We start from the raw sequence: 17256 nt of genomic DNA, 5'->3' as shown, positions 1-17256 counted from the left end.
ACAAAAGGAGAATGAACCATGGCATTGGCAGACCAGACTTTCGGATTTTTCATCCCCACCGTTTCTCTGATGGGCGTCGGCTCCTCCAAGGAAGCCGGTGAGCAGGTCAAGCAGCTCGGCGCCAAGAAGGCCCTGCTGGTCACCGACAAGGGCATTTCCGGCATGGGCATGGCCGACCAGATCAAGAAGCAGGTTGAAGCCGCCGGCGTCGGCTGCGTGATCTTCGACGGCGCCGAGCCGAACCCGACCGACAAGAACGTGCATGACGGCCTGAAGGTCTACCAGGACAACAAATGCGACTCGATCATCTCCCTCGGCGGCGGCAGCTCCCACGACTGCGCCAAGGGGATCGGCATGGTCGCCAGCAACGGCGGCCACATCCGTGACCTCGAAGGGGTCAACAAGACCACCAAGCCGATGCCTCCCTTCGTCGCCATCAACACCACTGCCGGCACCGCCAGCGAAATGACCCGCTTCTGCATCATCACCAACACCGATACCAAGGTGAAAATGGCCATCGTCGACTGGCGTTGCACCCCCAATATCGCCATCAACGATCCCGTCCTGATGGTCGGCAAGCCGGCCCCCCTCACCGCCGCCACCGGCATGGACGCCCTGACCCACGCCGTCGAGGCCTACGTCTCCACCATTGCCACCCCGATTACCGACGCCTGCGCCATCAAGGCGATCGAACTGATCGCCGAATACCTGCGCCCGGCCGTCGCCAACGGCAAGAACCTCGAGGCCCGCGACAAGATGGCCTACGCCGAGTACCTGGCCGGCATGGCCTTCAACAACGCCAGCCTCGGCTACGTCCACGCCATGGCTCACCAGCTCGGCGGCTTCTACAATCTCCCGCACGGGGTCTGCAACGCCATCCTGCTGCCGGCTGTCTGTGAGTTCAACATGATCTCCAATCCCAAGCGCTTCGCCGACATCGCCGTCGCCATGGGCGAGAACATCGACGGCCTCTCCGATGTCGCCGCCGCCGCCAAGGGTATCGCTGCCATCCGCAAGCTTTCCAGCGACATCGGCATCCCTGCCGGCCTCAAGGCCCTCAACGTGCAGGAAACCGACCTGCGGATCATGGCAGAAAACGCCATGAAAGACGCCTGCATGCTGACCAATCCCCGCATCGCCACCCTCGACTGCGTGGTCGGTATTTACAAGGCCGCCATGTAAGTCGCGGCACCGGTTTGCTTCGGCCCACCCGGCGAGGGAGGGGAATGCTCCCCTCTCTCGCCGTCTTTACGCAGCGGCAGTAATTTTGTTGCGCAAGGGTTGTGCCGAGGCTGAATCCGGTTATGCTAAAAAAATCTCCGAGCCTTGCCGCCTAACAGGAAGGTCCTCAGGGCGGCCGGCCAACGGGTTTCGCTGGAAACGGCGGGGCCTCCCTTTCGGAAAGGAGATATCCTCCGCGTCCGCGGACGAAATAACAAGAAAGGGAGAAGAGCAGCATGGAAAAGATTTTTCGCGTCAACATGAACACCCTCAGCACCAGCATCGAGGAAGTGCCCCAGCGCTGGGCCGGCCTCGGTGGCCGCGCCCTGACCTCGACCATCGTCGCCGAAGAGGTCGTCCCCACCTGCCATCCCCTGGGTGAAAACAACAAGCTGGTCTTCGCCCCCGGCCTGCTCAGCGGCACCGCCGCAGCCAACTCCGGCCGCATGTCCTGCGGCGCCAAAAGCCCTCTGACCGGCACCATCAAGGAAAGCAATTCCGGTGGCACCTCGGCCCAGATGTTCGGCCGCATGGGGATCAAGGCCCTGATCATCGAGGGCCTGCCCAAGGGCGATAGCTGGTACAGCCTGCATGTCACCAAGGACGGCGTGACCATCGCCGAAGCGAACGAACTGGCCGGCAAGGGGAACTTTGCCGTGATCGAGGCTCTCGAAGCCAAGCTCGGCAAGAAAACCGGCGTCATCACCATCGGCCCGGCCGGCGAGATGAAAATGGCCGCGGCCAACATCTCGGTCAAGGACCCCGACAGCAAGATCCGCAGCCACGGCCGTGGCGGTCTCGGCGCGGTGATGGGCTCGAAGAAGATCAAGTGCATCTCCATCGACGATGCCGGCGCCCCCGGCATCAAGATCGCCGATCCCGAAAAGTTCAAGACCGCCGCGCGCACCTTCGCCAAGGCTCTGCTCGACCATCCGGTTTCCGGCGAAGGCCTGCCCACCTACGGCACCAACGTCCTGGTCAACATCCTCAACGAGGCCGGCGGCCTGCCGACCCGCAATTTTACCGTCGGCCGCTTCGACGCCCATGACAAGATCAGCGGCGAGACGATGCACGACACCATCGTCGCCCGCGGCGGCAAGCCGAAGCACGGCTGCCATGCCGGCTGCATCATCCAGTGCTCCCAGGTCTATCCCGACAAGGAAGGCAAGTACATGACTTCCGGCTTCGAGTACGAGACGATCTGGGGCCTGGGGGCCGACTGCTGCATCGAGGACCTCGATGACATCGCCAAGGCCGACAACCTCATGGACGATATCGGCATCGACTCCATCGAGACTGCCGTCATGTTCGGCGTTGCCATGGAGGCCGGCATCCTTCCCTTCGGCGACGGCAAAGGGGTCATCCGCCTGCTGCAGGAAGAGATTGCCAAGGGGACCGCGCTCGGGCGTGTGCTCGGCAACGGCGCCGCCAGCGTCGGCAAGACCTACGGCGTGACCCGCGTTCCGGTCGTCAAGGGGCAGGGGATCCCCGCCTACGACCCCCGCTCGGTCAAGGGGATCGGCATCACCTACGCTACCAGCACCATGGGGGCCGACCACACCGCCGGTTACACCATTGCCACCAACATCCTCAATGTTGGCGGTTACGTCGACCCGCTGAAGAAGGAGGGCCAGGTCGAGCTTTCGCGCAACCTGCAGATTGCCACCGCCGCCGTCGATTCGACCGGCATGTGCATCTTCGTGGCCTTCCCCGCCCTCGATATCCCCGAGTGCCTGCCGGCCCTGATCGACATGATCAACGCCCGCTTCGGCATCGCCCTGACCGGTGACGACGTCATCAACCTCGGCAAGACCGTGCTCAAGACCGAGCGCAAATTCAATATCGCGGCCGGCTTCACCAGCCAGCACGACCGCCTGCCCGAGTTCTTCAAATACGAGCCGGTGGCGCCGCACAATGCGGTCTGGGACTTCACCGACGAGGAAATCGACGCCTTCTGGAACTTCTAGAAACGTCGACGCTAAGTTCTCTCTCTATGCCCGGTGTGGCTCGCCATGGCCACACCGGGAATTTTTCCTCACATCTCCATTCGTGGCCAGGGGCGCCGCGTCCCCTGGCGGAGTTCCTCCCATGAACGTTACGGTCAAACTGTTCGCCACCTTCCGGATCGGTCGCTTCAAGATCGAGCAGCGAGACTATCCACCAGGAACCACTTGCCGTGCGATCATTGCCGATGTCGGCCTGACCGAGCAGGAACTCGGCATCGTCCTTGTCAACGGTCGTCATGCCGCCTTGGAAACGAGGCTCGAAGAAGGCGATACGCTGTCGCTTTTCCCTCTGGTCGGCGGCGGCTGAGACGGCAGCTTTCACTGCTCAGCAATACTGTAAGAAAAATAATCCGATTCGGCAAAATCGTAGAGAGTGATCTCCGGGCCATCGACGAAGCCGTTGAAGTGCGAAGCGGTGCCGTGGTCGAAGCCTTCGAACAGCTGGCCGTAGAGGGACAGGCAGATATGTTCCCGACCATCCGGGTCACGCAGGCAGTAATTTGCCGCGGCGACGTCCCGGACGACACCGCAGGAGCGATGCGGGGCGGTCGCCTCGAAACACCCCCTGCCATCGCCAAAAGTAAATTTTTGCCCGCCACCCGATTCGCTGACTGATTCTGCCTTTTTCTGCTTTGCCAGTTGCCCGCTTACCAGTGCGACAAAAGCTCGGCTTTCCCTGGTCATACGACACCTCCCCGTCTCTGGATATTCTCCAGGTTTACAGGCGCCTTCCCCGAAGGCCTTTTCCCGCGGGCAGTGCGCCTCTCTCTCCTTTCATTAGTGACCATTCCCGGATTCGATGAGATAAAAAATAACCTAAGTGGTTGCATGTTGTAATGTATACGGTAAAAATTCCCATATACAAATTTTTTTTGCGGGTTGGACCAGCAAAACGGACCTGAAAATTAGCTTCCAGGTTGGAGGTGTCCGGGTGAAAGAAAGTGTAGGGGGGTGTCCAATCTGTCATGCCGGCGCCGCCTACCACCTGGGTGACGGGCGTAGGAAATGCCGGCGATGCGGGCGTCGCTATACCCCCTGCACTCGCTGCAGCAGGCTCCCACCGTCCGTCCTTCGGCAGATCGCGCTTTGTTTCTGGCAGATGGTGCCGGCACGGCAGGCCGCAGGGATTATTGGCCTGAACCGCAAGACCGTGCAACGCCATTACCGGATGTTGCGAGTGAGAATTGGCGGCATGGGAGGGGCAGGGCAGGGTAAAATCTGCAACGACGATGCGAGCGGGCCGGAACGGCCTCTGGTGGCCCTGGTTGAAAACGGGAGCAACATTCAGGTGATCCCGTTTCCTGTGGGTGGCACCTATGCGCCACCTTGCGCCCTGGTCTACTCACGAATCGATGCCGGCGTCGAGCTCAGCGATCTGCAGCTTTGGATTTCAGGGGTCGGGGAGGAGGGGGCGAGGGCTGATGCTTTCGTAAAATTCTGGGGATTTGCCGGACGGCTCGCGAAGATGCACCGGGGACTTTGTCTTCAGGGGTTGCCGCTATTTTTGCAGGAGGTCGCCTTTCGCTATAACCAGCGAGACAATCCCCGGGTCACTGAAACCCTCTGCCGTCTGCTGGGATCCGACTGAGACTGGGGTGTGAAGGGCCCGCAGGCCCTTCATCCTCCCCGGTCGCCGGCTATCAGGCGCTCAGAAGAGAGCCTTTGGAAAATTCCCGCTCCTGAAGCTCCAGGCTCTTGCGCAGCAGCATGGTGATGCTCATGCCGCAGGCTTCTGCGCGTTCCTGGAGAGCCTCCATCTCCTTATGGTTGATGCGGCAGGAAATGATGAATTTCTTGGGATTGGGGCTGACTCTGGCCATTATTTGCCTCCTCAGTAATCAGGGGTGAATGAAAGGTTTCGCGTCGACAATGGACGCCGGCGATTGCGTTTACATTATTGCAAAGGTATTGCCAGTTTTTGCGACAGCTTCGCAAGCGGGGAATTTTTATCTAGAAAGCAATGTAAAAACAATATTTTGCGCTATTTGATCAACCAGGATGGGGCGAGTCGGCTGCGGCTCCGAGTGTACCATTCTGCAACATTTTGAGACAGAGTGAGGCACAATTGGTCAGGGATTGTGCCAAGAGTGGCACAGGTGGCAAACCGCAAAAGAAAGACCGCGACCATGCCGGCCGCGGTCTTTCTTTTGCGGTGGAGCTGGGAGGAGGCGCTCAGTTCGACTGCTGAAGATAGGTGTGGATGGCTGCCGCTCCTTGCTTTCCGTCCCCCATGGCGAGAATCACTGTCGCCCCGCCACGGACGATGTCGCCGCCGGCGTAGACTCCGGGCTGGCTGGTTGCCCCCGTCGGCGTCGCTTCGATGTTCCCCCAGCGGTTCAGAGCCAACTCCGGGGCCGTCGCGGTCAATAGCGGATTGGCGCGGGTGCCGAGAGCATTGACCACGACATCTACCTCAAGATCGAAGACATCTCCGGGGACCGGGACGGGCCGCCGGCGTCCTGATGCGTCCGGTGCGCCAAGTTCCATCCGCTGGCAGCGTAGAGCCCGCGCCCACCCCTGCTTGTCGCCGCTGATCGACAGGGGCGAGGTGAGCAGGATGAATTCCACGCCTTCCTCGCGGGCGTGGTGGATCTCTTCAGCTCGGGCAGGCATCTCTGCGCCGCTGCGCCGGTAGACGAGCATGGCCCGCTCGGCGCCAAGCCGACGGGCGGTGCGGACGCAGTCCATGGCCGTGTTGCCGCCGCCGATGACTGCCACCTGTCGCCCGCGCAGGATCGGCGTCCGAGCAGTCGGGTCGAGACCGGCCCCCATCAGATTGACCCGGGTAAGGTATTCGTTGGCGGCGTAAACCCCCTTGAGGTTTTCCCCGGGAATCCCCAGCATCACCGGCAAGCCGGCGCCGTTAGCGATGTAGACGGCGTCGAACTCCTCGCGCAATTGCGGCAGGGTCAGCGTCTTGCCGATGATGACATTGCACTCGATGGCCACCCCGGAGCGCACCAGTCGGGCCACCTCGCTGTCGATGATCCGCTTGGGGAGGCGGAACTCGGGGATGCCGTAGCGCAGAACGCCGCCGGTGTCATGCAGGGCTTCGAAGATGATTACCTCGTGGCCGAGGCGAGTCAGCTCTCCGGCCGCCGTCAGGCCGGCCGGTCCGCAGCCGACGACCGCCACCCGCTTCCCGGTTGTAGGAGGAGCGGGCTCGTCGGTGGCAAGCCGGCCGTGATGAGCCATCGCCCAGTCGGCGACGAAGCGCTCGAGGTAGCCGATAGCGACCGGCTCTCCTTTGACGCCGCGCACGCAGTGCGCTTCGCATTGGACTTCCTGCGGGCAGACCCGGCCGCATACCGCCGGCAGGGCGTTGTCCTTCTGCAGGATTGCCGCCGCGGTGGCGAGATCGCCGGCGGCGAGGGCGGTGACGAACTCGGGGATCGAGACGTTCACCGGACACCCCTCGACGCACTTGCGGCTTTTACACTGCAGGCAGCGGTTGGCCTCACGGATTGCCTCGGCCTCTGCGAGTCCCAGGTTGACCTCGGCGAAGTTGCGGCTGCGCGCGCCGGCCTCCTGCGCGGGCATGCGCACCCGCTCGATCGCCATGCGCTCTTTTGCTGTCAGGTTGTTATTCAATGGAATCTCCTTGGCGATATTTTCCCTCGGTTCTCACGGGTCCCCAATGTCCTACAGGTTCTACGGGACTCGTAAGACTCGTGGGACCTGTGGGACAAGTCTTTACTGCTATCCCAACCCTACCCGGCAGGTCTCGTGCTCCTGATACATGGTGAGCCGGTCGGCAAGCGTGGCGTAATTAACCAGGTGGCCGTCAAACTCCGGCCCGTCGACGCAGGCGAATTTCGATTCGCCGCCGACTTCGACGCGGCAGCCGCCGCACATCCCGGTGCCGTCGATCATGATCGGATTGAGGCTGACGATGGTCTTGATGCCGGCCGGACGGGTCAGTTCGGCTACGGCCCGCATCATCGGCACCGGCCCGACGGCGAAGACCGCTTCAGGACGGCGGGCGGGATCGGCGACCAGTTCGGCGAGTTCGGCGGTAACGAAGCCCTGACGTCCGCAGCTGCCGTCTTCGGTGGTAATCCTGACTGCAGCGGAGAAGACGGCCAACTCGTCGGCGAGGATGATGTATGGCGCCGAGCGGCCGCCGATGATGGTGGTGACTTCGTTGCCGATCTGCGCCAGGGCCTTGGCCATGGGATAGAGGACAGCGGTGCCGACCCCGCCGCCGACGCAGGCCACACGTCCCCAGCGCTCCATTTCCGTCGCCATGCCGAGGGGGCCGGCCACGTCACGAAGAGTGCCACCGGCCGGGGCAGCGACGATGCGGCGGGTCGAGGCACCGATCGCCTGGATGAAGAGGGTGATCGTTCCGGCCTGCGGGTCGGCGTCGCCGATGGTCAGCGGTATGCGCTCCTCGTCGGTCGCGGCGCGGACGATGACGAATTGTCCCGCCTGGCGGGCGGCGGCGATTCGCGGGGCGCGGATCACCATGCGGTGCAGGCTGGGGGCAAGAGTCTCGTTTCGGATTACTTCAAACATGGGCTGATCATCCTGTCTGGGGTATGGGTATTTCGGAACCTGCCGGGAATTTCCGGCAAACGGAGTTTCCCCATGGAGAAGGAGCGAAGGGTGTGCCAATTCGGCCGCATCGGCAGGAAAGCCTGTATATCTCGGTTTGGAGCTGAGCTGCGGGGGAATATCTGTGTCCCACTTGTCTGATGGCGAGCGCCAGAGTGGCCCACAGTGAGCCACGATTGAACACTCTCCGGAGCTGTACTGTGGCGGCAGCCACATGCTTTATCTTCCATTAAAGGTTCTTGTCATCGCCGCTCCCCTCTGCTAGACTTCCGCTCCATGGATACCCGAAGCATTATCAAGCGTTGTCATCTCTTCGCCGGGGTCACCGACGAGGACCTCGACTACCTCACCCGCGTCGGCAAGCTGCGCGAGCACGAGAAGAGCGAAGTCCTCTTCTCCGACGGTGAGAAGGCCCTCGGTTTCTACGTCGTCGGCGCCGGCAAGGTAAAAATCTACAAGCTCTCCCCCGAGGGGAAGGAGCGTATCCTGCACATTGTCCATCCGGGGGGCACCTTCGCCGAGGCGGCCATCTTCGGCAACGGGCTCTATCCCGCCTACGCCGAGCCGCTGGAGAGGTCCCATCTCGTATTCTTCCCGAAAAACGAGTTTCTCAACCTGCTGCACGACCACTCGCAGATCGCCATCAACATGATCGGCGGGCTCTCCCGTTTCCTGCGCCAGTTCGCCACCCAGATCGAGGAACTCACCTTCAAGGATGTTCCTGCCCGCCTGGCGCGCTACCTGCTCGACCTGGCCGGTGACGATGCCGAGAGCGTCGAATTGCCCATTTCCAAGACCCAGCTCGCGTCCAACCTGGGGACGGTGAGCGAGACCCTTTCCCGGACCTTCCGCAAGCTAGCCGACGATGCCATCATTGAGGTGCGCGGCAAGGTGATCGACATCCTTGACCGTGACCGCCTCGAAGACCTGGCAGAGAAATATCGCGAATAGCGTCTCCTAAAGCAATCCGATCGGCCCTGTTGCAGGGCCTTTTTTTTGGTTAGCTTTCGCTTTGACCATGGTCAAGGCGTGTCGGACGCCGGTGGTGTAGATTGGGCCATCACTCGATTCAGGGAGGTCGCCATGTTCGACAGCATCCGTCGCCTGCTGGAATGCAATCTGTTGAAAGCCGTTCTGTTGCTGCTGTTTCTCTGGCTCTCGGGGAGTATCCGTCCGCTGTGAATTCCCACGCTGTGGAGAGACATCTTTTAAGCGCCAGACCACTCGCGAGCTCCCCACTCTTTTTTGCGGCCGGCCGTTGTGTGGTTTCAAAAGTCAGCCGGTTTGATTTTTGTCAAGGATTGGCGGCTCGACTTCCCCTATACTCAGTAACATGACGATCACGAGTGGTCAGACAGAATCGCATTTGAGTGCGAAAGAGGCGAAGGACCTCCGGGTTCTCGCCCTGTTCACTGCCGTTTACTGTCGATCCCGGCATGCTGCCGAAAAGGCACCATTTGCGGCCGGCGAGCCGGAGTTGCAGGAACTGGGGCTGGAACGTTTTCATCTCTGCGGCGAATGCCGGGAGTTTCTCGCCTACGCCTTTGCCCGCCGGCTCAGGTGCCCGCTCGACCCGAAGCCGACCTGCAAGCATTGCCACGTCCATTGCTACCGGCCGGGTCACCGGGAGAAGGTGCGGGAGATCATGCGTTTCTCCGGCCGGCACCTGATCCTGCGTGGGCGGCTCGACCTGCTCTGGCACTATTTCTTTTAAAGACATGAGGAGACGAAGATGTTTCTGACCCTTTTCACCGTCACTCTTGCCATGGGCTGGCTCGCCTTTGTTCTGGCCGCCTTTTGTCCGTTGCGGGCCTACCGGCGCCGGCGGGAACTCGAAGGAAACGAGTAAGTTTGACCTGTTCGATCCACCGATAAAATTACCAGCTACGCAACCAGCTGAGAAAGGGATTCACGTCATGATCCGGGAAATCGTCAGAATAGATGAAGAAAAGTGCGACGGCTGCGGCCTCTGCGTTCCTGCCTGCGCCGAAGGGGCGATACAGATCATCGACGGCAAGGCCAGACTGCTTGCGGACAACCTCTGCGATGGTCTCGGTGCCTGCCTCGGCCATTGCCCGAAGGATGCCATCATTGTCGAAAAAAGAGCGGCCGATGAGTTTGATGAGGAGGCGGTTAAGGAGCACCTCAAAAGCACCGGCCGTGAAATTGCGGCGCATGCGGAGCCGGCTCACGGGGGTTGTCCGTCGGCGCAGGTGCAGAGCCTGGCGGCTCCCGCTCATGGCGGTGGCTGTCCCTCCGCGCGGCTGATGAGTTTCGACAAGCCGACCGGGTCTGCCGAGGAGGTCTCGGCGAGACCTTCCGAGCTGCGCCAGTGGCCGGTGCAGATGCACCTGGTGCCGCCGAGCGCACCGTTTCTGAAGGATGCAGACCTCTTGCTGGCCGCCGATTGCGTTCCCTTCGCTTATGCTGATTTCCACCGGGATTTTCTGCCGGGGCGGGCACTGCTCATAGGTTGCCCGAAGCTGGATGACGGCCAGGCGTACTTGCATAAACTGACCGCCATTTTGCGCCAGAATGAGATCCGCAGCCTGACCGTGCTGCACATGGAGGTTCCCTGCTGTTCGGGGCTGATCATGCTCGCCCGGCAGGCGATCGCCGCCAGCGGCAAGAACGTTCCCCTCGAGACCATCCGCATCGGCATCCAGGGCGAACGCAAGTAGACCCCTGGCGTAAGGAGAAATTTTCCATGCGCGATTTTCTGCAGCAGGTCCGGCAAGCTATGGAAGACTTTTTTGGCGCCGACGCCCGGCGCATCGCCCATGCCCTGCAGGTGACGGCTTATGCCGATGAGCTTCTCGTCTATATCGATGCCGATCCGAACGTGACGCTGACCGCGGCCTACCTGCACGATATAGGCATACCGGCCGCCGAAAGCATCTACGGCTCCTGCGCCGGCCCTTATCAGGAAGAGCTGGGGCCGCCGGTGGCCAGAGAGCTGCTGAGCGGTCTGGGCGCGCCCGCCGAATTGATCGAGGCGGTCTGCGCCCTGATCGGCAAGCATCACACCCCGGGCGGCATCGATTCACCCGAGTTCCGCATCCTCTGGGACGCTGACGCCCTGGTCAATCTGAACGAAGTCGTGCCGGGCAAGAATCCGGAGCAGATTCGCGCCATCCTCGATAAGTGGTTGGTCACTGAGCCGGGCTATCGCCGGGCTCTGGGTCTGTTCCTCTCCTGATCGATGGAACGATGAAATCGTATGACAACTTCTTTTGATCTGACCGTTCGCTATGCCGAAACCGATGCTCAGGGCGTAGTGCATCACGCAAACTATCTGGTGTGGTTCGAAGAGGGTCGCTCCGACCATCTGCGCCAGAAGGGGCTCTGCTACAGCGACATTGAGCGCAGTGGATTCTTCGTTGTGGTCGCCGAGGTCCAGGTGCAGTACAAGGCACCGGCATTCTATGAAGACCGGATCACAATTGAAACTACGTTGCAGCGGGCCAGGGGGAAGATTCTGGAATTCACCTATCGGGCGCTCAACCAGGCCGGTACAACCCTGGCCGAGGGACGTACTCTGCATGTAGTCCTTGGATCCGACAGGCGGCCCGCTTCCCTGCCGACCGCAGTTCTTGCCAAAATTCAATAGAGTTGGGCGAGCGTATTTTTCGGGACGCCGCGCGGTGCGCGGATGGAACATTTTCGTTGACATCCAGCAGGTGAATTGCTATATAACCACTCCATTCAGCAAGAAGGGCGTTTAGCTCAGCGGGAGAGCACTGCCTTCACACGGCAGGGGTCGTAGGTTCAATCCCTACAACGCCCACCAAGACATGTCAGCACCCGGCCTGGTTGGCCGGGTGTTTTTCTTTGCCTCGGAAAGATGAGATTCTTTTTCGCAAGAATGCGGATGAGGTAGTAGCGGTGTGGGGTTCCCATATTTGAGAAAAATCCCCATCTGAGGACAAGATTCCCCAAATGGGGAGGGCGTTGATTTGTAAGTGACCGAAATTCAAAGAGTTGCATTGGGCATGATGATTGCTGTATAATCCGTGTCACCGTGGTGGTGGCACACCAACAAACCAAAGATTCAGGAGGAAAAGAAGATGAAAAAGATTTCGGTAATGCTGCTCGGTCTTGCTCTCGTGGTTTCTCTGTCGGCTTGCGGCAAGCAGCCGACGGAAGAAATGGGTGCCACCCGCGCTTCGATCGACGCCGCCGTGAGCGAAGGGGCTGAGAAATACACCCCCGAAGACCTGAAAGTGGTCAACGACCAGATGGACGCTGCGATGGCTGAAATCAAAGTTCAGGACGACAAGCTTTTCAAGAACTACGACAAGGCGAAAGAAATGCTCGCCAAGGCCAAAGCCGACGCTGACGCCCTCAAAGGCAAAGTGGCTACCGTCAAGGAAGAAATGAAGAACAGCGCCATCGCTCTTCTCGCCGAAGCGACCACCGCTGTGGCCGATGCCAAGACCGCTCTTGACTCCGCTCCCCGTGGCAAAGGCACCGCGGCTGACATCGAAGCGATGAAAGCTGACGCTGCCGGCCTGGAAGAGGCTCTCAAGGAAATCCAGCCGCTGATCGACGGTGGCGAGTACGCCTCGGCCGTGGAGAAGGCTACCGCCATCAAGACCCGCGCCGTTGCCGTTTCCGACGAGATCAAAGCCGTCCAGGAAAAACTGCAGGGCCTGAAGAAGTAAGGAGCTTGGCCCGTTGAAGTACTTTCGATATCTGCAGACGGGCCTCGTTCTCGCCGCTATTTCTGTATTGTTTGCTTGTAGTGAACCGCCGGTACCGTCAGAGTTCCATGCGTCGATCCTTCAGGATCGGGAGCTCTGGCGGGCCGGCGCTCCATTGTATGCGCCAAAGGAATACGGCGATTACCTTGATGCCCTGAGGTCGAGCCAGGAACTGTTGACCCGGCAAAAATCCCGTTTTGTCTGGTTCAGGAATTACGATCCGGCGACACAGACCTTTCGTCAGGTCCTGGCGAAGGGGGAAGCCGTTCTTGCTCGAGTACAAGACAACAAGGCCCAGCAACAGTCCGAGATCGACGGCAAAGCTGAAGATCTCGATAAACGAATCAAGCGTCTGAGAGGCCTCTCAGAAAGCGTCAAGGATAATCGGCTGGCGGCCCGCCGTCTGATGAAAGCGGAGGTTCTTCTGGATGAGGCCACCGCTTTGGCAAAGACGGGTAAGCACGGGGAGGCCCGTGCCCGACTCGAGCAGGCCATTGCCGAAGTCGAATGGGTGTTCAAGGCCATCACCCCGCTGGTCAAACGCTACGCCGACCGCGAACAGATCGCCTATTGGCGGCGGATGCTCAACGAGGGTGTGGCGCAGTCCAAAAAGAACGGTGGCTATCTCATCGTGGTCAGCAAAATCGACCGAGAGTTGACCCTCTACCGTAACGGCATCCCACAACGTACCTATCAAGCCGGACTAGGTTTCAATTTCCTCAGCGACAAGCTCTACTCCGGCGACCGGGCCACTCCTGAGGGAAATTACCGCATCATTAAAAAGCTGCCGGCGAGCAAGTATTTCCGCGCATTGCTGATCGACTATCCCAATGCTGAGGATCAAAGACGTTTTGCCCGGGCTAAAAGAGAAGGATTGCTTTCGGCCAGTGCCAGGATCGGTGGGCTCATTGAAATCCACGGTGGTGGCAAAGACGGAATGACTTATGGCTGCGTCGCTCTGGAAGACCAGCAGATGCTTGATTTGTACAACACCGTGGAAGTTGGCACGCCAGTCGTTATTGTAGGAGCTGTCGAATTTGACAACGTTGTATCCTCGTTCCTCAAACATACTGAATAATCAGCCACATCGGTCGCAGCAGCCGGGTGGCCGCCGCCTTCTGCGCCGGTTCCTGCTGGTGACGGCTGTTGTGGTCGCAGTCATTTTTTTGCTGCTCGAGGTTGCCGGTTGTGTGCTGGCCCGGCGGCAGGCGGCCAAGCCTGAGGCTGAAATAACCCCTCCTGGCGCTCGCGACAACCGGGCCCGGATCCTTGAGTCGAAAAACGCCGCACTCAAGAAGAAGCTTGCCGGGCTGGCGCCCAAGGGTGTTTACGTGGTTGTCGATACGGCCAATAACCGCGTCTACCTTAAAAAAGAGGGACAGACCGTACGGGAAATGATAGCTTCCTGCGGCAGCGGCAACGTTCTGGAAGATCCGATTGGGGGCCGCACATGGACATTTGAAACCCCGCGTGGCGCGTTTCAGGTCCGCTCGAAGATAACCAACCCCATCTGGATCAAGCCGGACTGGGCATTCATCGAAGAAGGTGAGCCGATTCCCGCCCGAAGCGCCGACCGGGCCAAGCCGGGAGAGATGGGCGACTACGCTCTGGGCATTGGGCAAGGCTATTTCCTTCACGGCACCATGTACAAGCGGCTTCTGGGGCGCAACGTTTCCCATGGCTGCGTCCGGTTGGGGGACGAGGATCTGAAGGTCCTTTATGAAACCGCCGGTATTGGCACGCGAGTCTTCATCTTCTGATGCGAAACTATACGCTTATTCTGGTTCTGCTTTGCAGCGTTCTGTGCCAGGGAATCTCGGCTGCAGACGATCTTGAAACCTTGGAAGCCACCAACCGACTACTCAGGGCGGAATATGAACTGGCTACCAAGACTCAGTTATATTTCGTGTTCGATTTGTCGGCGAAGAAAATTCAGTTCAAGGCGAGTGGTATGGCGATAGCCGAGTTGCCGCTGCAGAGAGTGAGTTTCTGGGGGACGGTCGGTGGCGACAAGGTTCGGACGGTAGCATCCAAGCATAGTTACAAAACGCCAGAACGGGACGTGTTGAAGATCCCGTCAGCGGAAGAGAGCGCCAAACCGGAAGCTGAACCGAAGGCTGAAGTAAAAACGGATCCAAAGAAATTCGAGCTGGCCGCTCTCGAGCTCTCCGATATGCCCACCTCCTTCCAGGTGAGGTTCGACGATGGTCTTCTCGTCGCGGTCAAACCAGCTCCCGAAGAGTTTTTCCGCCGTATATGGTGGACACTCAACAAGGGGTTCTGGTACCTGAGCCGGCCACTGGTTACCGTCTGGAATTTTCTCCATAAACGACCTTATTCTGAAATATTGCTGACGATGCCGCCGAAGGATGCCCAGTTGCTCTACTGGTCGTTAACCGATGGGTCCAGCTGCCTCCTCATCAACTGACCGGCACCTGGTGACCGCACCCTGATCGTGTCGGCATTCGCGAGGTCCCAGTTGGCAGGATCAAGATTAAATCCTTTGCGATTCTTCTTTTTTAAACCCTCCCTGCGGCTCAGGCTGGTGGCGATCATGCTGTTCACCAGCCTGTGCCTGGTCAGCATACTCGTCCTTTTTTACTATCAAACGGAAAAAGCTCTTTTCAACGAGTTCGAGCGACGGACGACAGAACTTTCCAAGGCCGTCCAGATCGGACTGAAAAGTGCCGCCGGCAAGAACCTCAGCGATACTAAAAGTCTCGAAGCATACCTGAGTAGCCTCAATCCCAAAGGAATCAAGGAGATTTCGGTCATCAGCAGTGCGGACCGGATCATTGCCAGCACCAAGAAGGAGAGTGTCGGCAAATGGATCACCGAGCGCCGCAAGGAGATGATCTTCAAAGCGGAGCTCGGGCAACCTGTCACTGGCGACGGACTCTTCTACAACGTTGTCATCCCGGTCGTTTCGGAAAACGTTACGGTGGGGTACATCCATTTGACCCTCAATACCGAGGATTTCTCCGTTTTTCTGCGTCTCAACGCGATCCGTCGTTCTATCGCAGCACTGGTGGTTATCGGCATCGGGACCTTGTTGGCTGTGGTGCTTGCCGGGCGCTACATCCGGCCGATCAAGCAGGTCGTCGGCGCCGCCGGCAAGGTCGCCGCTGGCGACCTTAGCCAGGAACTCCCCATCAACCGGCGAGATGAGATCGGCGAACTTTCCCGCAGCTTCAATCACATGGTCGAGAGGTTGCGTGATGATCGCGACCTCAAGGAGAGATTGCGCACGGCTGAGCATCTGGCCAGTGTCGGTCAGTTCGCCAAGAGCATCGCCCACGAGATCAAGAACCCACTTAATTTCATCAGTCTTTCCATTGACCACATGCGTGAGGCCTACCGACCGGCCGATCCGGTCAAGACGGAGAGCTTCGATTCGCTGGTTCAGAACATCAAGGGTGAAATCCAGCGGATCAGTCGTTTTGCCGAAAGTTTTCTCGAGTATGGACGGCCTTTTGAGCTGCGTCGCAGCAAAACGTCCCTGGCCATAGTTGTTGACAGCGTCCTGGATCTGGCAACGGCCAAGGCGCAGCAGGGTAGAATAGCCATTGTCAGAGAATACGATCGGCTGCCGGAGATTTCACTCGATCCGGAGTTTATCCGCACCTGCCTTTACAATATCGTCCTCAACGCCTTCGAAGCCATGCCCGATGGCGGGAGGTTGACGGTTCGGGCCGAAAAGTCGAACGAGCGCCTGTCGCTTGCCTTCGCCGATAGTGGGGTCGGAGTGGATAAAGAGAAGCTCGACAAGGTGTTCGAGCCCTTCTTTACCACCAAAAGTCGGGGTTTGGGGCTGGGGTTGGCGCTGACGCGCAAGGTCATCGAAGAACATGGCGGCAAGGTACAGTTTGACAGCGTGCTTGGCGAAGGGAGTGTCGTGACACTGCATTTCCCGCTGGTAGAGGAGCAACGCGGATGAAGCCGGTCGTACTGGTGGTCGATGACGAGCCTCTCCAGCGTCAAATCATGAAAACGATCCTTGATGCCGAGGGGTATGAGACCCATACGGCCGGCGGTGGCCGCGAAGCTCTGTCAATAATGGGCAAGTTGCCGCCGGATGTCGTCCTGACCGATTTGAAGATGGAGGGAATGGACGGGATCGAGCTGCTTGAATCCTTGCCCGAATCGATCGTGCCGCCGGCTGTCATCATCATCACCGCGCATGGGACGATATCCTCGGCGGTCGATGCCCTCAAGCGTGGCGCCTTCGACTACCTGACCAAGCCACTTGACAAGGACAAGATCCTCTTTACGGTGCGCAAGGCCTGCGAACGGGTCGATATTCTCAAGGAAAACGCCCGCCTCCGGCAGGCGCTGTTCGCCCGTTTCCGCATGGAGGGGATTGTCGGCCGCTCCCCCCGCATGAAAGAGGTTGTCGAAGTACTCAAACGAGTCTCCTCCTCGCCAGCGACGGTCATGATCCGCGGCGAAAGCGGTACCGGCAAGGAACTGGTGGCACGGGCCGTCCACTACAACAGTCCCAGGAAGTCGCGACCGTTTACCGCCCTGAACTGTGCGGCGATACCCGAAAATCTTTTCGAGAGCGAGCTCTTCGGGCATGAGCCCGGAGCCTTCACCGGCGCCGCTTCCCGCCGCGAGGGATTGTTCGAGATGAGCAATGGCGGCACCCTGTTTCTCGACGAGATTGGCGACATGCCGATGACCATGCAGTCCAAGCTGCTGCGCGTTCTGCAGAGCCGGGAAGTGCGCCGGGTCGGCGGCAAGGAAACCTTCAAGGTCGATGTCCGGAT

General features: G+C 59.7%; 19 protein-coding genes, 1 tRNA gene and 1 riboswitch. Of the genes, 16 read left to right on the top strand and 4 right to left on the bottom strand.

The window, feature by feature from the left end; translation table 11 throughout:
- The first annotated feature begins 18 nt into the window (after positions 1 to 18).
- From VD811_07030 to VD811_07020, 3 genes are all read left to right on the top strand, one after another.
- A complete protein-coding gene (locus tag VD811_07030; protein ID HXV20725.1) occupies positions 19 to 1182 on the top strand; it encodes an iron-containing alcohol dehydrogenase in 1164 nt (387 codons plus the stop codon).
- A 123-nt stretch (positions 1183 to 1305) separates the two neighbouring features.
- A riboswitch (molybdenum cofactor riboswitch) is annotated at positions 1306 to 1424 on the top strand.
- A 33-nt stretch (positions 1425 to 1457) separates the two neighbouring features.
- Positions 1458 to 3188 carry an aldehyde ferredoxin oxidoreductase C-terminal domain-containing protein gene (locus tag VD811_07025; GenBank protein ID HXV20724.1) on the top strand — a complete coding sequence of 577 codons (1731 nt, stop codon included), beginning with the start codon at positions 1458 to 1460 and terminating at the stop codon, positions 3186 to 3188.
- A gap of 121 nt (positions 3189 to 3309) precedes the next feature.
- The gene (locus tag VD811_07020) at positions 3310 to 3534 is read left to right on the top strand and encodes a MoaD/ThiS family protein (GenBank protein ID HXV20723.1); all 225 of its coding nucleotides are present in this window, start codon (positions 3310 to 3312) and stop codon (positions 3532 to 3534) included.
- An 11-nt stretch (positions 3535 to 3545) separates the two neighbouring features.
- On the opposite strand, the gene VD811_07015 is transcribed toward VD811_07020, so the two are convergent.
- Positions 3546 to 3911: a hypothetical protein gene (locus VD811_07015; GenBank protein ID HXV20722.1), complete on the bottom strand. Its 366-nt coding sequence runs from the start codon at positions 3909 to 3911 to the stop codon at positions 3546 to 3548.
- A gap of 493 nt (positions 3912 to 4404) precedes the next feature.
- On the opposite strand from VD811_07015, the gene VD811_07010 reads away from it, so the two are divergent.
- Positions 4405 to 4815: a hypothetical protein gene (locus VD811_07010; protein ID HXV20721.1), complete on the top strand. Its 411-nt coding sequence runs from the start codon at positions 4405 to 4407 to the stop codon at positions 4813 to 4815.
- A 52-nt stretch (positions 4816 to 4867) separates the two neighbouring features.
- On the opposite strand, the gene VD811_07005 is transcribed toward VD811_07010, so the two are convergent.
- From VD811_07005 to VD811_06995, 3 genes are all read right to left on the bottom strand, one after another.
- Positions 4868 to 5047 carry a hydrogen-dependent growth transcriptional repressor gene (locus tag VD811_07005; protein HXV20720.1) on the bottom strand — a complete coding sequence of 60 codons (180 nt, stop codon included), beginning with the start codon at positions 5045 to 5047 and terminating at the stop codon, positions 4868 to 4870.
- Positions 5048 to 5399: 352 nt separating this feature from the next.
- Positions 5400 to 6818, bottom strand: a complete 1419-nt coding sequence (gltA, locus tag VD811_07000) for an NADPH-dependent glutamate synthase (GenBank protein HXV20719.1) — start codon at positions 6816 to 6818, stop codon at positions 5400 to 5402.
- 108 nt (positions 6819 to 6926) lie between these two features.
- The gene (locus tag VD811_06995; protein ID HXV20718.1) at positions 6927 to 7745 is read right to left on the bottom strand and encodes a sulfide/dihydroorotate dehydrogenase-like FAD/NAD-binding protein; all 819 of its coding nucleotides are present in this window, start codon (positions 7743 to 7745) and stop codon (positions 6927 to 6929) included.
- A 315-nt stretch (positions 7746 to 8060) separates the two neighbouring features.
- On the opposite strand from VD811_06995, the gene VD811_06990 reads away from it, so the two are divergent.
- From VD811_06990 to VD811_06935, 12 genes are all read left to right on the top strand, one after another.
- Positions 8061 to 8735: a Crp/Fnr family transcriptional regulator gene (locus VD811_06990; protein ID HXV20717.1), complete on the top strand. Its 675-nt coding sequence runs from the start codon at positions 8061 to 8063 to the stop codon at positions 8733 to 8735.
- A 415-nt stretch (positions 8736 to 9150) separates the two neighbouring features.
- Entirely contained in the window at positions 9151 to 9498 is a 348-nt protein-coding gene (locus VD811_06985) for a nitrous oxide-stimulated promoter family protein (GenBank protein ID HXV20716.1), read from the top strand.
- Between the two features lie 202 nt (positions 9499 to 9700).
- Complete coding sequence (locus tag VD811_06980; GenBank protein HXV20715.1) at positions 9701 to 10465, top strand: 4Fe-4S binding protein; 765 nt, start codon at positions 9701 to 9703, stop codon at positions 10463 to 10465.
- Positions 10466 to 10491: 26 nt separating this feature from the next.
- Positions 10492 to 10983 (top strand): HD domain-containing protein, encoded by a 492-nt coding sequence (locus VD811_06975; GenBank protein HXV20714.1) that lies wholly within the window; start codon positions 10492 to 10494, stop codon positions 10981 to 10983.
- Between the two features lie 21 nt (positions 10984 to 11004).
- Positions 11005 to 11394, top strand: a complete 390-nt coding sequence (locus VD811_06970; protein ID HXV20713.1) for a thioesterase family protein — start codon at positions 11005 to 11007, stop codon at positions 11392 to 11394.
- A gap of 105 nt (positions 11395 to 11499) precedes the next feature.
- A tRNA-Val gene (locus tag VD811_06965) sits at positions 11500 to 11574 on the top strand.
- 277 nt (positions 11575 to 11851) lie between these two features.
- Complete coding sequence (locus VD811_06960) at positions 11852 to 12448, top strand: DUF4398 domain-containing protein (protein ID HXV20712.1); 597 nt, start codon at positions 11852 to 11854, stop codon at positions 12446 to 12448.
- Positions 12449 to 12461: 13 nt separating this feature from the next.
- Positions 12462 to 13565, top strand: coding sequence for a L,D-transpeptidase (locus VD811_06955; GenBank protein ID HXV20711.1), 1104 nt, complete (start codon positions 12462 to 12464; stop codon positions 13563 to 13565).
- A complete protein-coding gene (locus VD811_06950; GenBank protein ID HXV20710.1) occupies positions 13525 to 14247 on the top strand; it encodes a L,D-transpeptidase in 723 nt (240 codons plus the stop codon). The genes VD811_06955 and VD811_06950 overlap by 41 nt, the downstream gene beginning before the upstream one ends.
- Entirely contained in the window at positions 14247 to 14915 is a 669-nt protein-coding gene (locus VD811_06945; protein HXV20709.1) for a hypothetical protein, read from the top strand. The genes VD811_06950 and VD811_06945 overlap by 1 nt, the downstream gene beginning before the upstream one ends.
- A 27-nt stretch (positions 14916 to 14942) precedes the next feature.
- Positions 14943 to 16424 carry an ATP-binding protein gene (locus tag VD811_06940; GenBank protein HXV20708.1) on the top strand — a complete coding sequence of 494 codons (1482 nt, stop codon included), beginning with the start codon at positions 14943 to 14945 and terminating at the stop codon, positions 16422 to 16424.
- Positions 16421 to 17256, top strand: an 836-nt coding sequence (locus tag VD811_06935; GenBank protein ID HXV20707.1) for a sigma-54 dependent transcriptional regulator, incomplete at its 3' end; no start/stop codon positions are given. The genes VD811_06940 and VD811_06935, both read left to right, overlap by 4 nt.

It is taken from the genome of Desulfuromonadales bacterium, from assembly GCA_035620395.1.
In the GTDB taxonomy this organism is placed as follows: Bacteria; Desulfobacterota; Desulfuromonadia; order Desulfuromonadales; family DASPGW01; genus DASPGW01.
The sequence above is the reverse complement of the archived record's forward strand: the minus strand, read 5'-3'. Positions and strand labels throughout refer to the sequence as shown.